We start from the raw sequence: 15,480 nt of genomic DNA, 5'->3' as shown, positions 1-15,480 counted from the left end.
AACGTATGTTATAATGTTATATAAAATGATCTAATTCTATACAAATTTACATAAAAGGAAATAATATGAAACAGGCGAGAAAGAAAGTATATTCTCTTCTAAGCTTGATTACAATTGTTAGCTTATCTCTTATTCCTGGAATAGGACTTCGAACAGATAATGAATTTTCTGAGACTCATTATTTTTTTGGTTATCCAGCTGAGTGGTTTGGTTATTCCGGAGAATGGTTATTTGGTTTTCAAGTATTTAATTTGTTGTTCAATTTTTTTCTATTCTATTTTATTTTTTTCCTATTGGATAAACTGCGGAAAGTTCTAAGGAAGGTTCTATTACAGTTTAAAAATGGACTATAATAGAGGAAAGAACAGGCCGCTTGGCCTGCTCCATCAGATAAAGTAAGCGATTTTTCACTTAGGCTGATTGATGTTAACGGAATGTCCGACCTGAATTAGGCAGATAACCCGTTAAGCCAGAGTCATGATATAAACCATTTCGCACATACTCAAATCCAGGCTGATTAATTCCGGGTACTTGGGTGCTGCCATTGTTAAAAATCACTTTGGCGCCGGTTGTATCAGTATCAGCTGGTAACGTCAGAGTGTAAATTCCATCTGCATTCTTAGTCATTGCTTTTCCCGGCCAAGATCCGGTCAATTCTATTGCCTGACCTCCATTTTCCTTATATATATATGCATTTACTTGGCCCCAATTATTTGGATTTTGATAGCCAATTGTTTTTACGGAAGATGGGTCTGTTTTAACAAAAGTGTATTCATTTGTCCTGCTTACTCCATTACTGTTCGTTCCTGTTAAAGTGACCTTGTATGTTGTGTCAAGTGGTTCTCCTTTTCCAAGGGTTAATCGATCTCCATCCTTAAACTCTGCCTCATCACCATTATTTATTTGATAAGCAGCTTTTGTTGTTTTAGCATCTGCACGCAGAGTGACCGTCAGTTGATCATCATAAAAAGAATGTGTCACACCTGTTTTATAGTTCTCGATGAAGACATTAGGTGCATTTGCGATATCGTCAGGATAAAGAACGACCACAGCTCTGCTGCCGATCGTACCTGTAAGGTTACCATTCGTTACTTTAAACGAACCATCCCCGGCTTTATTATCATAATCACCATCAGGTAAATCTGTTGAAGTATGGATAGAAACCGATGATGAACCTACATTCGCCAAAACTACGCCTTCAGATCCGCGCTCATTCATGAATATCTGGTTGTTTCCATTCGGGTTAGAGAGTTTCTCAGGCTTTCCAGTCATTACATTATGAAATTTATTGACCGCTGTAATGGCTTGATCTTTAAATAAGGCACTCCCGCGATCACCTATTTGACTTTTTCCAGGGAATCTTACGCCATTTCCGCCGCCCTCAGGTCTGGAGAAAAAGAGAGGTGTACTCCCTGAACGAGAAGCAATAACCGCCCAGCCCAAGCGAATATCATCATCGCTCATCCATGTTGATTGTTCATCATCATTGGCATACGTATCATGTGATTCCACCCATGTGACCAGATCATCTGCAGGTACATCTGATGCATAATTGGAGATATTCGACGTACTAAAATTACGATTCTTTAAAGCAGACCTTATGGTATGCCCATAGTTAGATGCTGTTACATTCATATAATTCGCATATGCAGCGTCCCTGGAGGCACTGTCTTGTAATATTTCTCCATATTGAAACTCTGCAGATGTATCTGTCATATTCGGCCAAAAATCACTGCCGTAATCACCATCATCCGGAAGCTCTATATGTTTGGCCGCGTCATACCTAAACCCGGCGGCACCATCATTCAATACTCTCTTTAAGAAATTTTTTAGATATGACTGTGCTTGTGTATTCTGTGTATTCCAATCATACAGCCCCAGCAATGAATTCTGTGTAACATCTTTTCGATCGGACCAATTTTTAATTTGTGTATTTCCATGCGTCCAGTTTGGAATACTCTTAATTTCACTCGATATTGCAGCATAGTCACTTGTTGTGTGATTTATGACTGCGTCAACAATGACCTTCACACCATATTCTTCAGCCGCGGCACACATTTCTTTAAATTCTTTTTCAGTCCCTAAGTAACTGTTGCCAATCTGATAAGAGGTCGGCTGATAGAGCCAGTACCAGTTCGCCATTCCTTTATCCCCATTATTTCCTTCCTTCACTTGGTTTACCGGAGACGTCTGAATCGCTGTATATCCCGCATCATGAATATCTTTCATATGATTTTTTAAAGTGTTAAACGACCAATTCCAAGCATGCAGAATGGTTCCGCTTTCTATTGATGGCGCAGTATACTCATCAGATTTGTTCGTTGACCCGGCATTGGCTGCCGCGGGTCCTCCTAAAATCAAATGAAACAATAAAAATAATCCAGCGAAAATCGGAAGTAAAGAGGTATTTAATAGTTTTTTAAACATTCCGAACATTCAAACACTCCTTGTTTCTTTTTTCATTTTTAAAGACTTTCTGACGGTCAAAAACCCCTCGTACTCAATTCTTCCCTTTCCTCCTTTCAAACTCTTGTGAAGACTGGATAATTTTAGTTAAGCGCTTACATTTTAAGTTATCACATGATATCTATTAATACAACTTGATAGAGTGATTCCAAGCAATCATTCTCTTATCTTCATTCAAACACCCAGAGGATTGATCCAGCAACCCGGCATCGCGACCCAGTTCGGATGGGAGGGTTTTTGAAAGATTTGACGAAAGCAAAAAAACATCCACAATATTTGTTCAGCAAATCAGAAGAATGATTAGCAATGGCACCGCGTGCTGCGAAAGTTTGTGCGGAATCCGGAGGAAAAAGGAGCTGGTCAAACCGCCTCAAGAGTTATGTCCAAAAGAGATCCCAATTGCAATTTCGCGCTGCGTTTTTTCTTTCTTCAAATCAAGGCCGAAGCGGCCGATGATGACTCCTTTTTCACTACGGTCTGAGGAGTCGATGACGTCTTCGTTTCCGATTTGAGGACATTGGTGAGGCTGAGTGAACATAGTTATGTACTTTTAGACTGCATAACACTGTTCTTTTTTTGTCAAACAAAAAAATACACATAAAATACAAATGAAACAAAGTTATTAGTGTTGATTTATTTTTGTTTTAGGATTAATCTAGACTTGCAGGTTACAATACACATTCCTCAAGATGTGAAAGGTAAGGTGAAAGCGAAATGAATCAAGTATACGTCTCTGTTGATATAGGCGCTTCCAGCGGACGACTCATACTCTCCAGCATGGAGGAGGGAAAACTGCAGCTGCAAGAAGTTCACAGGTTTGCCAATGGCTCCACCAACCACCATGGAAAATGTGTTTGGGACATAGACCACTTGTTAACGGAGACCATTAAAGGACTGGCGATTGTGAAATCTCACGGGCATAACAGTTGTATGGTAGGGATTGATACTTGGGCAGTTGATTATCTCCTTCTTGGCGATGATAGAAAGCGCTTGCAGGAAGCGTTTTCTTATCGGGATTCACGTACGGCGGAAACGATGGGAAAGGTATTCAGCAAAATTCCGCAGGAAGAAATTTACCGCAAGACAGGCATCCAGTTTCTCCAATTCAACACGTTGTATCAATTGTATGAAGAAGAAAAAGATAAGCTGGCACAAACCAAGCAAATTCTTTTAATTCCTGACTATCTGAATTACCGGCTTACCGGAAAAGCTGTTCAGGAGGTAACAAACGCCTCGACAACGCAACTCTTTAATTTGCAAACACGCACATATGACGAGGAACTGTTAAAAGTTATTGGCTTAAAGCCCGATCAGTTTCCCGAGATTGTGGAACCAGGCACTTTCATCGGCAAGCTGGATCCAACCTTGTTTCCTTCTTACGACCTTCCCGATTGTGATGTGTATACTGTAGCTTCCCACGATACGGCATCGGCCGTTGTCGGTACGCCCGGAGAAGGAAACAATTGGGCTTTCCTTAGCAGTGGCACCTGGTCTTTGATCGGGATTGAATCGGCACATCCAATTGTAACCGAAGCGGCTTTCAAGGAAGCTTTTACGAACGAAGCCGGAATGAACAAGACGACGCGTTTTCTCAAAAATATCATCGGTATGTGGGTGATGCAAGAAATTCGGAGAATACTGCCGCAAGATTACAATTTTGCTAGATTCGTTGTTGAAGCCAAAAAGGAAAAGCCATTTCAGCAATTTGTTAATTTCAATGAAGACCGCTTTTTGAATCCACACAATATGGTGGCTGAAATACAAGCATACTGCGCGAGCACGAATCAGAAGATTCCAAAAACAGCAGGTGAGCTTGCGGGATGTGTTTACTCGAATTTAGCGATTATTTATGCCATTGCGATGAACAAGCTTACTGAGCTGACAGGCCAATCCATTGAAAGCCTTCATATTGTCGGGGGCGGAGCAAATAACGCTTATCTCAATCAGCTGACCGCCGATGTAAGTGGAAAAACCGTATATGCCGGACCTACGGAGGCAACGGCGATTGGCAACGTACTGGTGCAGATGATGGCGGCTGGAGAGGTGGCGTCAATCGAGGAAGCCAGACGGCTCATCCGGAGTTCATTTGAAATTAACAAGTTTGAGCCGCAGACTCTGGATCGCGAAAAACTGGTAAAACAATTTAAGGAGGTAACAAATGATGAGTACGTTAATTAAGCAAAATTACCAGCAGGCAAAAGAGTTGTATGCGTCTCATGTCAATCGAAACAGAGGAAGTGATTAAGAAATTAGCGGATCAAGGTGATGATGTACGCGGTTTTATGAATCAAGATCAAGAATTGACCGGCGGGATATCTGTTACAGGTAACTATCCAGGGGTGGCGACCACTCCGGAAGAGCTGCGTCAGGATCTGGAAAAAGCATTCTCGCTTATTCCCGGAAAGCATAAGCTGAATCTGCATGCGATTGACATGGATACAGAAGAAAAAGTTGATCTTCATGAAATCGGAACCCCGCCATTTTGAAAAATGGGTATCTTGGACAAAAGAACTGGGATTGGGACTGGACTTTAATCCAACATGTTTTTCACATCCGAAATCGGCCGACGGGTTTACATTGAGCCATCCGAATTCGGACATTCGTTCATTCTGGATTGAACACTGCAAACGGGCCAGAAAAGTAGGGGAATACTTCGGAAAAGAAACGGGGCAAACATGTATTACAAACGTCTGGATTCCTGACGGATTCAAGGATGTCCCGGTAGACCGTTTAGGGCCTCGGAAGCGGCTTGAAGCGGCACTGGATAAAGTTTTCGCTGAAAAAATTGATGAACGCTATAATCTGGATGCTATAGAAAGCAAGTTGTTCGGGATCGGTTCCGAAAGCTATGTGGTTGGTTCACATGAATTTTATATGGGATATGGTTTAACCCGTAACAAGTTGATCTGCCTAGATGCCGGACACTTCCACCCAACAGAGGTTGTATCCAACAAACTTTCTGCCTTGTCTATATTCGCTAACGGCATGCTGCTGCATGAGCCGTCCTGTACGCTGGGACAGCGACCATGTTGTTACGCTCGATGACGAGCTGCTTGAAATCGCACGTGAACTGATCACACATGATCTGCTGCCCAAGACGGCGATCGGCCTTGACTTTTTTGACGCAAGCATTAACCGGATTGCCGCATGGGGTTATCGGAACACGGAACATGCAAAAAGCGTTGCTGCGCTCTATGCTTGAACCGACCGATCAGTTGAAGCAGATGGAACTTGCGGGTGATTATACGTCGCGTCTCGCGCTGCGTGAAGAATTGAAAATGTATCCGTTTGGCACAGTATGGGATTACTTCTGTGAGCAGCAAGGTGTGCCAGTCCGTGAGCAATGGCTGCAGGAAGTTAAACAGTACGAAGAAAGTGTATTGAAACATAGAGCAATTTGAAGGAGGAGTTAGATTATGATGCTGGATATTTTAACTGCACCATTTATGAAAGAAATGACGAAAACCACCTCTAACTTGTACCGTTTGGGATGGGATGAACGAAATGGGGGAAACATCAGTTATTTGCTGAACGAAGAAGAACTGGCTCCATATCTCGATCTGAACAGTGTGAGACGGGTAGTTCCAATGAATTTTGACGCTTCCGCTCTGGCTGGATGTTATTTTATCGTAACCGGGTCAGGAAAGTACTTTAAAAACGTGATTGATGCGCCTGCCCTGAATCTCGGCATCATCCGTATTGCCAAAGATGGCCGCGCTTACGAACTATTGTGGGGTTTTGAAGACGGCGGACTGGCAACAAGCGAGCTTCCAACTCACTTGATGAACCATACGAAGCGTTTATCTGTTGACCCAACTCACCGTGTAATAATTCATTGTCATGCAACCCATTTGATTGCGATGACATTTACGCATGATCTTGATGAAGTAGAGTTTACACGCACGTTGTGGCAAATGTGCACGGAATGCTTGGTTGTGTTTCCGGAAGGTGTCGGAATCATTCCTTGGATGGTGCCTGGTACGGATTCAATCGGTAAGGCAACCGCCGAGAAAATGGCCGATATGCGTATTGTTTTATGGCCTCATCACGGTATCTTCGGGGCAGGACCGACAATGGACGATACGTTCGGCTTAATCGAGACCGCTGAAAAAGGAGCCGAGGTATATACAGCCGTTTGCTCACAGGGCGGTATTAAACAAACAATTACAGACCGCCAGCTTCAGGACTTGGCAGACGCATTTCAAGTGACGCCCCGCGCTGGAGTATTACATGTTTAATTCATATTCTGACAGGAGGAATGCCGTTTGATCCGCGTAGCGAGTATCATGTACCTTTTTCCCGAACATTATGAGGAATATGCGAAGCGTCATGATGAATTGTGGCCTGAAATGAAGAAGGAACTGAAGGCTCATGGCGCACATAACTACAGTATCTTTCTGGACGAACAGTCCGGTCAGCTGTTTGCTTACTTGGAAATTGAGGACAAAGACAAATGGACGCAAATGTCTGATACGGCAATCTGCCGTAAATGGTGGGATTACATGGCGCCGTTAATGAAGACGAATGTGGACAACAGCCCGGTATCGACAGACTTAAAACAGGTATTTTATTTGCGGTAATTTCTTTTCCGTGTTCCCGCTTTCGTGAACACACCTCTGCGAATAACAGTTATTCCTGAAAGGGGAAAGAATCATGTCCGATTCATCGAAAGGCAGTTTGAAATCAACGATCACTGTCGCTATGTCGAATTTTTTGGAAGCCGGTTCGATTGTGGCTGGAGCTGGCGGCCTGTCGCTATGGGTCAATTACTTGCACTTGTCCGATTATAAAGTAGGCCTCCTTGGAGCCCTCAGCGCCAACGGATTTGGTGCGGCGGTCGGAGCATTGATTGGCGGGGCGCTGGTAGACAAATACGGTCGGAAATTCATTTACAAGTACGATCTGATTGTCTATATGCTGGGTGTTTTGCTCATTGCATGTTCAGTTAATTTCCCAATGCTTCTAATTGGTTATATCATTACAGGTATTGCCGTTGGTGCGGGTATTCCGGCGGCATGGACTTATATTGCGGAGGAAGCTCCTGACGGGGAAAGGGCAGCACGTGTAGGATGGGGACAATTAGCATGGTCAGTAGGACCGGCAATTGCGCTGTTTCTGTCCGTGTTTCTTGCTCCGCTCAATCTGCTGGGCAGCCGTATCATTTTCTTATTACTATTTGTAATCGCTTTAATCACTTGGATCATGCAACAGCAAATCAATGAGTCTAAGATATGGACAGAAGAAAAAGAGCGTGAACAAGCAGGTAAATTAAAAGGCAATGTGGAGTCAAGCGGCATCAAAGAGCTGTTTACGGTTAAAGCAAACTTGAAAGCGCTCGTCTTCCTTGTAGGAATCTATTTTTTCTGGAACCTGGTCGCAGGAACAATGGGATATTTCATGCCGTTTATTTATGAAACTGTCGGGGGGCTTTCCGCCGCGCAGGCAAACTTGCTGCAGGGAACTCTCTGGATATTTACGGTACTGTCAACATACATTGTTTTTATCAAGTTGGGTGACAAAGTAAATCGGAAATTTCTGTTCTCGATCGGAGCGATCATGGGGATAGCAGCTTGGGCTGTGCTTGTATTCGGCGGCATGGGCATAACAGAACTTTGGCTGTTTGTCTTCCTTTGGGGTGTGGCAGCCGGCTTCGGAGCGCAAGCTTTTTATGGCTTGTGGTCTAGTGAATTATTTCATACCCGCTATCGCGCCAAAGCGCAAGGCTTCATGTTTTTCCTCGTCCGCATCGGCGTGGGCCTGATTTCTCTCGTCGTTCCGGTTATGATTTCGCAACTGGGCTTCAAAACTTCCGGACTGATTATGATTGGTTTTCTGGTTCTGCATGTCATCATCGGGGTACTTCTGGCGCCTGAAACACGTGGAAAATCGTTGGAGAACATTCAACAGGAACGCTATGGAACGGATGCCGGTATCGGAAACTGAACAATACTGTTCTGGTGGGTTAATAGGGTTCAGGCTAGTAGTGTTTATAGATGGATAAACCAAGTGGCCGAAAGCATCTGTATTCGTTGAAATCCGGAGACCTTACTTCAAAATGTCACCGACACCATTCATCGAGATGTTTTCCCACATGTTTAGACAAATCCAAAACGATGTCAAGATGTTGTCTCTAATACTTCGCTATTTTGAAGTTGCTAGAAAAGACTTATGGCTTGTTTTCTCGTTGTATATTGCGATTTATGGTTTAAAAAGCCGCAAGTCAATAAAAAACCAGAAAGGTCGATAAAAATGACGACAAGTAAAACATTTTATGTTCCATCCGTCAATTTAATAGGTCAAGGATGCCTGTATGAAATGGGTGATTTCGTTCAGGCAGCTGGGTATAAAAAAGCATTTGTCGTTACGGACAAAGTGTTGGTGAAAACGGGAATTGTGCAAAAGGTGCTGGATGTTCTGGACGGCATCAATGTCTCCTGCAGCCTGTTTGATGAAGTGCAGCCGAATCCGACAAGTGCTATCGTGCATCGCGGCCTTGAACTGCTCAATGAGTCGGGCAGTGACGTGATTTTGTCGATTGGCGGCGGTTCTCCTCAGGACTGTGCGAAAGCGATCGGGATTATCAAAACAAACGGAGGACATATCCGCGATTATGAGGGGGGGCATAAATCGATCCACCGTTCTTTTCCGGTCATCGCGGTTAATACGACTGCCGGTACTTCGAGTGAATTAACGATTAATTATGTCATCACAGATGAAGAGCGACAGGTTAAGATGGTCATGGTCGACAAAAACAGCTTGGTTCAGTTGTCGGTTAATGATCCAGCTCTTATGATCAATAAGCCGAAAGAGCTGACTGCGGCGACAGGAATGGACGCGCTGACCCATGCAATCGAATCGATTGTTACACCTGGCAGCTATGCGGTAACCGAAACGCTGGCGCTGGGAGCTGTTGAGTTGATTTTCGAATATCTGCCCCGCGCCGTGAAGAACGGTCAGGACATAGAAGCGCGTGAGCAGATGGTGCATGCTATTTTCCTTGCCGGCCTGGCGTTTAATAACGCAGGATTAGGCTTTGTCCATTCCATGGCTCACCAGTTGGGCGGAGTCTATAACATGCCGCATGGCGTCTGCAACGCAATGCTTTTGCCGATCGTTGAAAGAGAGAATGCCAAATATGTCCCGCGAAAATTTCGCAAAATAGCTAAAACAATTGGAGCAGACGTGAAAGAACTTAACGATGCGGAGTGTGCGGAATATGTCATTATGCAAATTGAACGCTTATCCGAGGAAGTCGGCATCCCTAAAACACTGTCCGAAATTGGATTGACAGATGTTGATTTGGATAAACTGGCGGAAAACAGTCTGCTCGATGCATGTGCGCCGGGAAATCCGTTTATGCCAACGAAAGAAGAAACGATCAAAATGTTTGAACAAATTCTATGATCATGATCAGATATTAAGGCGCTAATGGCATAATTTATGACCATGCAGATCTCCCACACCTGCTAGATGGAGGCAGCCTTCTGCCGTTGGTATGTAACCGAAAGCCTTTCTCGTTAGATTTATTCGTTAAAGGTTTTGCGCCATAAAAGGTTCTCACTGCGCCAAGTGGCTGTGCAATGTGACGGGATGAAACAGCCGGGCCGCTGGTTCAAATGGAAAAACAGGAATGAATGCTAAAATTGATTCTAAAACTGGACGAGATTCTGTGCTTGTTCTACTTCAAGATTAAGCTGTAACGATTGATACGTCTAAACCGGGGGAAGGGTCCAGAATTTTATTTTCCGGCCCCTTCCTTCTCAGTCCGATAAAACTCATGAAACATCTTCATCAGCAGCTTCTCAGGTCCGGGACACATAGCTCCGCGAAATCCCCAGCTCCTTCGTCATTTCACGATGTTTTTTCTTTCTTTAAATCAAGGCCGAAGCGGCCGACGATGATTTCTTTTTCTCTGATGCCTGACGATGGTGTTAATGCCGTCTTCGTTTTTCCGATTTGTTAGCACTTAGAGGTTATCCGTTTTTGCTTTAAGCCAAAATAGTTGGCGATAAAACAAAAAGCTTTACACTTGGGGAAGTCAATTGGTATCAAAAGGATGACATATATCAGTACATCCTTAACATGGAAAAACATTCATTATATTATTTAGGAAGCACATTATGCTAGTCATGTGTAAATTTTAATAAAGGGTTGAGGGATCATGAGTTATTTGAGAAAATTCTACTTTTCGTATATTTTTCTTGGATTGACAATCTTATCATTTTCGCGAGCATTCATAGGCGGAGAGAATGGATTGTATTTAACGTTAATTTTCTTATTTCTTGCCAATTTCACTTGTTTTGCTACTGAGTATTTAGTTATTAAACATTTCGAAGAGAAAAATCAAGTGAGTTTTCGTAAGCGAAGTGAATTTTATAAGGATAAGCAAATTCGTAATGTGTATGTGTTATTTATATGGAGCCAAGTCGTCACAACTTTAATTATTTTCTTTGTGTTTAAATTAGTATTTTAATATGTCAGCGCAAGTGTGTTAATGCTTAGGGAAAAGGGGCTGTAATCTGCCAGTCTCTTTCTAATTGATCCATTGCATAAAAAAGCTCCCATTCAGGAGCTGCAAAACTTTTCATTATTTATTTCCAGGGTCAGGGTTAATCCAAAATAATATTTAGAATAGAAAATGTTAAAAAACAGTAGGTACCATCCCCCCATCCATTCGGATTGGAGAACCTTTAAATGAGGATGCATAAGGACTACACACAAATGCAGCTAGTCTGCCTATTTCAATAGGCTTGATAAATCGCTGTATTTCAGATTGAGGCAGGTTTGCAGCCATAAATTCTTTCTCTTTTTCTGAAAACGTCATCTCTTCATGAGGGTACATATCCTCAATGATTTGCTGCACATGTTCAGAAAGTGTCGGTCCCGGCATGATCGTATTGACTGTAACTTCTGTTCCTATTGTTAATTTAGATAGGCTTTTTGACAATGATAATAGCATTGATTTTGTCATACAATACTGAGGCATTTGTCCTGAAGGCATAATGGCTTCTTCACTCGCAATGAAGATAATACGGCCATCATTATTTTTCAACATTTTAGGTAAATAAAATTTAGATAAACCATTTGCGGCAAGAACATTCGTACGGAAGTATTTTTCCCAGACTTCATCGTCAATGTCCTCATACTGCATGATTTCATAAATCCCCATATTGTTAACTAAAATATCTATATTGGGGTATCTTTCAAATAAAGCTTCTCTTTGTTCAATATCGACAATATCGGCTGCAGCATTTTGAGGAGAGGTAGCCGGGAAATCTGATTTGATTTCATTTACTGTTCGTTCTACATCTTCATCATTTCGGCCATTAATGAGTACATTCACACCTTCTTTGGCAAGCTCAATGGCAATTGCTTTACCTATACCTTTCGTTGATCCGGTAACAAGAGCTGTTTTATTGTTTAATCCCATCTCCATCATACATTTCTCCTTTTCATTCAAAGTCAATCATTTATCGGGTTTGTACCACAATGTTCAGTACGCCAATTTGAAGGCGTATCACCTTCCCAAAGGCGGAAGGCCCGGTAGAATGAATTCTGGTCTTCATATCCAATCAGGAAGGCCACTTCTTTAATATCGAGCGAAGGGTCTGCCAAGTACTCTCGCGCCTGCTCATGCCGGACTTGTGTCAACAGCTGTTTGAAGCTTGTGCCTTCGTCAGTAAGCCGGCGCTGCAAGGTGCGATCGCTCATTCCCAACTCGCTCGCGACAGTCTGAATGTCAGGGCGTCCTCCTGTTAGGCTGCGTTTCATGATCCACTTGACCATCTCGGTGATTGAGAGGCTGCGTTGCTGTTCATTCAACGATTGATCCAGTACAGGAGTCAGAATTTCCAGCAACTCTGCGTTGTACGAGACAAAGGGGCGGTCCAGATCTCCTCGATGCAGCGTCAACCGGTTACACTTTGCACTGATCTGGATACGGCAGCCGAAGTAAGCTTCAAGTGCTTGTACGTCACCCATTGGGTGCGAAAATTCGACTGACCTCGCCGTCAAAGGCTGACCTGTGCCCCGGCGCCCAAGCTCCAGAAGAAATGCCAGTGTGATACCAGCCAGCATCGGGGGACCGGGTTGCTCGCTATCCAGCCATTCCAGTTCGATTGTACAGTGCTCACCTTCCTCGGTGATGCGCAAGCTTTCGGGAGGACACAGTTGTTTGTACCGGGCCATTCGCTTTAGAGCATCGCGGTAGTCACGAGCATGGTAAGTCGCTAAGACGGCCGGTGGGTAATGTGCTGTTTCAAAGGCGGCCGTAAGCTTGATGATTCCTTCGGCAATGTCATCAATGAGATCGGAATAAGCCTGCCAGATCGCGAAATATTGGGCGGTAGTGACTACTGGTTCAGTCATCATGGTGAGCGGCAGCCGTGCTTTTCGAATCACGTCATGGGCGGCAATCCCTAATTGACGCAATCCTGCCCAAAATCCTGCCGGCATTTTAATACGAGTATGAGATGTCATACAGATGAGCACTCCTTTAGCTTTCTGCACATTCGCTAGTTTTGGCTGTGATTACGTCCTGCCTTGTAGACGGGACAGTTATTACTTTACCTATCCAATGGCGCTGTGTAACTAGCAAAGTGCGACATTTTACTTGCCGATTACGCCGAATAAGTCTGTTGGTAATGGTACACCAAGCCTGCTTCTATCGCTACAGCCGGCGCTTTATTCTATCATTAACCTCTAATACGAGGGGGAGACTTTGCAATTTAAACAGAGATGAAAGGATTTTATCCTGGAGATCAAAACTGGCGGCTTTGCACATTCAAATGAAAAGAAAGATCAGAGTGGAATGAGCAATGGTTAAAGTCTACCAACTAATTCAAGTAATAAGCAGTTATTTGTTGAAGTTTTCCTGCTAAATGTTTCCTGTGGTTTAGTTTTTATGAAAATCTCGTGGAATAAGTTGGATTTATAAGAAGGTAGGCGATTTTTAAATGGCAAATCATAAGAATAATTAATAAACAGCTGGTTATCTTTGACCGTTCTCTTTCCTTTTTGAGTCATGCTTCATGTAGGGAAGCTGCGTTCGCGCAAAACAGAGTACAGGCCCGTCTTTAACGCCTTGTAAGCAGGTGAAGCTGTCGTCATGCTCATTCTTGTGGCGGCGGCATATTGCTTGTTTTCGCCGTGGGGAGCGGCTGATTAGAAAAGAGGACCTTGGGAGATATGACAAGATCCTCTTTTTATTTAAACCAGCCTTTTTCCTTTGAACGAGTAATGGCTTCTATTCGATTTTTCACTTCAAGCTTTTCAAGAATCATTGAAATATAATTTCGCACCGTCCCGCTTTTGATGCTGAGTTCTTGGGCGATTTCTTTTGTGTTTTTTCCGTCAGCCACAAGTTCGAGCACTTCTTTTTCTCGATCTGTGAGAGGGTTGGCCTCACTGTACATATCCTCCATCAATTCAGGTGCGTAGATACGCTTTCCGTTCATGACACTGCGGATGGCGCTCGCGAGCTCTTCGCTCGGGCTGTCCTTTAACAAATAGCCTTTAACACCGGCTTTAATGGCTCGCTGAAAGTAGCCAGGGCGGGCAAAAGTGGTTAAGATGATAATGTTGCAGTCTGTATCTTTTAATTCCTCAGCAGCTTCAAGCCCCGTCTTTCCGGGCATTTCAATATCCATAATGCATATATCAGGCTGATGTTTTTTTGTGAAATCAACGGCATCCTGTCCGGTTGTTCCTTTGCCGACGACTTCCATATCATTTTCTAAATTCAGAAGCGATCCTAAAGCGCCCAGCAGCATCTGCTGATCTTCCGCAATAAATATACGAATCATGTAAGCCATCCTTTTTTGTTTATTTTGAGTTATTAGGGATTGTCATAGTAAGCTTGGTGCCGTTTTTGGTATCGATGTGAAGACTCCCGTTTGCAAATTCAAGCCGTTCTCTCATACCGAGTAAGCCATGTCCTTTTGAAAAGTACTTTTCTTCATCTTGAAACGTTCCATCGTCAGCCACTGTAATGACAACTTCTTTCCAAAGCTGCTGAATGTCAACACGGCATGTTTTAGCCTGACTGTGTTTGACGACATTTGTGACAGCTTCCTTTAAGCACATACTCAAAATGTTTTCATTAAGCAATGAGATGTTGTCCGGCAATTTCTCATCTTCATAGATAAACGCAATGTCAGCTGCTTCAAGAATTTGTTTGATGTTTATGATTTCATCTTTGAGCCGGATGCCTTTCATGGAGGATACGATTTTTCTTACTTCATTTAAAGAAGTTCTCGCAGTTTGCTGAACGCTTTTCAGCTCACGCGCTGCTTGTTCGGGATCTTTGTCTATTAATTTTCTCGCCAAGTCGCTTTTTAAACCGATAAGAGACAGCTTTTGTCCAAGTGTATCGTGGAGGTCGCGGGCAATCCGCTGCCGTTCTTCTAACTTCACCAAATTGGCAATCCGTTCATTTGCATACTCGAGTTTTTCTTCCAGCCGTTCGCGCTCCTTGCGGCTTCTGATACTGAATGGCAATAAAATCGCGCTGATCAACGTAATGACGACAAAAGGAATTTGTGTCAGAAAGAATTCTTTTTTTAACACGAGACTGAAGTTGGCAGCGACGGCTGCGCTTATTAAATGAACGTAATATAAAATGTGAAAAGGAACGCGTTCTCTAATGTTTCCTATAAAATATGCGATAAAAAAAGCAAAATAAATATAACTGAACAGCATAATCGAGGCGGTTGAAATGCCGATTAAAGTAAACGCCCACAAATAAACGGCCCAGCCTTTTGAGATAAAAGCAAATCTGTATATCGAAAAAAATAAAAGCGTCAAAATGATGCCGACGACGATAATAAATGTAGATGATGATTTCCATATGAAGTAGAAGGGGAGGATAAAAAATATCGTCCATATATATGGCGTGATCCCGCTTAGTTTTTGAAATCTAAAATGCTTTTTGACCATGATATAACCTCATTTTCAGCTTTTCATCTTAAACGTAACTTTACCATACCATTGCCAGAGTGTCATTGCATCTTCACA

Annotated in this window: 10 protein-coding genes and 2 pseudogenes; 6 read left to right on the top strand and 6 right to left on the bottom strand. The window is 43.0% G+C overall.

Going from position 1 to position 15,480, the window contains the following annotated elements; all coding sequences use genetic code 11:
* Positions 1 to 426: 426 nt before the first annotated feature.
* Together amyE and BTA30_RS18255 are read right to left on the bottom strand one after the other, a co-directional pair.
* Positions 427 to 2,427 carry an alpha-amylase gene (gene amyE, locus BTA30_RS18260; RefSeq protein ID WP_076762723.1) on the bottom strand — a complete coding sequence of 667 codons (2,001 nt, stop codon included), beginning with the start codon at positions 2,425 to 2,427 and terminating at the stop codon, positions 427 to 429.
* A 427-nt stretch (positions 2,428 to 2,854) separates the two neighbouring features.
* A pseudogene (locus tag BTA30_RS18255) lies at positions 2,855 to 2,956 on the bottom strand (RNA polymerase subunit sigma-70); the annotation flags it as partial.
* A 224-nt stretch (positions 2,957 to 3,180) separates the two neighbouring features.
* On the opposite strand from BTA30_RS18255, the gene rhaB reads away from it, so the two are divergent.
* The 6 genes and pseudogenes from rhaB (at position 3,181) to BTA30_RS18225 (ending at position 9,870) form a co-directional block, all read left to right on the top strand.
* A complete protein-coding gene (gene rhaB, locus BTA30_RS18250; protein WP_076762719.1) occupies positions 3,181 to 4,644 on the top strand; it encodes a rhamnulokinase in 1,464 nt (487 codons plus the stop codon).
* Positions 4,628 to 5,867 (top strand): annotated as a pseudogene (rhaA, locus tag BTA30_RS18245) (L-rhamnose isomerase). The gene rhaB and the pseudogene rhaA overlap by 17 nt, the downstream one beginning before the upstream one ends.
* 15 nt (positions 5,868 to 5,882) lie before the next feature.
* Positions 5,883 to 6,704, top strand: a complete 822-nt coding sequence (gene rhaD / locus BTA30_RS18240; RefSeq protein ID WP_076762718.1) for a rhamnulose-1-phosphate aldolase — start codon at positions 5,883 to 5,885, stop codon at positions 6,702 to 6,704.
* A 27-nt stretch (positions 6,705 to 6,731) separates the two neighbouring features.
* Positions 6,732 to 7,046: an L-rhamnose mutarotase gene (rhaM, locus tag BTA30_RS18235; protein ID WP_076762717.1), complete on the top strand. Its 315-nt coding sequence runs from the start codon at positions 6,732 to 6,734 to the stop codon at positions 7,044 to 7,046.
* A gap of 73 nt (positions 7,047 to 7,119) precedes the next feature.
* Positions 7,120 to 8,409 carry an MFS transporter gene (locus BTA30_RS18230; RefSeq protein ID WP_076762716.1) on the top strand — a complete coding sequence of 430 codons (1,290 nt, stop codon included), beginning with the start codon at positions 7,120 to 7,122 and terminating at the stop codon, positions 8,407 to 8,409.
* 306 nt (positions 8,410 to 8,715) lie between these two features.
* A complete protein-coding gene (locus BTA30_RS18225) occupies positions 8,716 to 9,870 on the top strand; it encodes an iron-containing alcohol dehydrogenase (RefSeq protein ID WP_076762722.1) in 1,155 nt (384 codons plus the stop codon).
* Between the two features lie 1,237 nt (positions 9,871 to 11,107).
* Here BTA30_RS18225 and BTA30_RS18210 read toward each other — a convergent pair.
* The 4 genes from BTA30_RS18210 to desK all read right to left on the bottom strand — a co-directional run bounded on the left by BTA30_RS18210 (position 11,108) and on the right by desK (position 15,402).
* Positions 11,108 to 11,902, bottom strand: coding sequence for an SDR family NAD(P)-dependent oxidoreductase (locus tag BTA30_RS18210; RefSeq protein WP_076762714.1), 795 nt, complete (start codon positions 11,900 to 11,902; stop codon positions 11,108 to 11,110).
* A 26-nt stretch (positions 11,903 to 11,928) separates the two neighbouring features.
* The gene (locus BTA30_RS18205) at positions 11,929 to 12,945 is read right to left on the bottom strand and encodes a helix-turn-helix transcriptional regulator (protein WP_076762713.1); all 1,017 of its coding nucleotides are present in this window, start codon (positions 12,943 to 12,945) and stop codon (positions 11,929 to 11,931) included.
* 725 nt (positions 12,946 to 13,670) lie between these two features.
* Positions 13,671 to 14,270 (bottom strand): two-component system response regulator DesR, encoded by a 600-nt coding sequence (gene desR, locus BTA30_RS18200; protein WP_076762712.1) that lies wholly within the window; start codon positions 14,268 to 14,270, stop codon positions 13,671 to 13,673.
* 19 nt (positions 14,271 to 14,289) lie between these two features.
* The gene (desK, locus tag BTA30_RS18195) at positions 14,290 to 15,402 is read right to left on the bottom strand and encodes a two-component sensor histidine kinase DesK (RefSeq protein WP_076762711.1); all 1,113 of its coding nucleotides are present in this window, start codon (positions 15,400 to 15,402) and stop codon (positions 14,290 to 14,292) included.
* Positions 15,403 to 15,480: the final 78 nt, after the last annotated feature.

Origin of the sequence: Bacillus swezeyi (assembly GCF_001969815.1) — a bacterium.
GTDB lineage: Bacteria > Bacillota > Bacilli > Bacillales > Bacillaceae > Bacillus > Bacillus swezeyi.
This window is presented reverse-complemented; position numbering and strand designations above follow the sequence as displayed.

Bases quoted from the DNA above. Each gene is read 5' to 3' on its own strand.
- amyE (WP_076762723.1), bottom strand. From the start codon at position 2,427: ATGTTTAAAAAACTATTAAATACCTCTTTACTTCCGATTTTCGCTGGA.
- BTA30_RS18225 (WP_076762722.1), top strand. From the start codon at position 8,716: ATGACGACAAGTAAAACATTTTATGTTCCATCCGTCAATTTAATAGGT.
- desR (WP_076762712.1), bottom strand. From the start codon at position 14,270: ATGATTCGTATATTTATTGCGGAAGATCAGCAGATGCTGCTGGGCGCT.
- desK (WP_076762711.1), bottom strand. From the start codon at position 15,402: ATGGTCAAAAAGCATTTTAGATTTCAAAAACTAAGCGGGATCACGCCA.
- BTA30_RS18210 (WP_076762714.1), bottom strand. From the start codon at position 11,902: ATGGAGATGGGATTAAACAATAAAACAGCTCTTGTTACCGGATCAACG.
- BTA30_RS18230 (WP_076762716.1), top strand. From the start codon at position 7,120: ATGTCCGATTCATCGAAAGGCAGTTTGAAATCAACGATCACTGTCGCT.
- rhaB (WP_076762719.1), top strand. From the start codon at position 3,181: ATGAATCAAGTATACGTCTCTGTTGATATAGGCGCTTCCAGCGGACGA.
- BTA30_RS18205 (WP_076762713.1), bottom strand. From the start codon at position 12,945: ATGACATCTCATACTCGTATTAAAATGCCGGCAGGATTTTGGGCAGGA.
- rhaD (WP_076762718.1), top strand. From the start codon at position 5,883: ATGATGCTGGATATTTTAACTGCACCATTTATGAAAGAAATGACGAAA.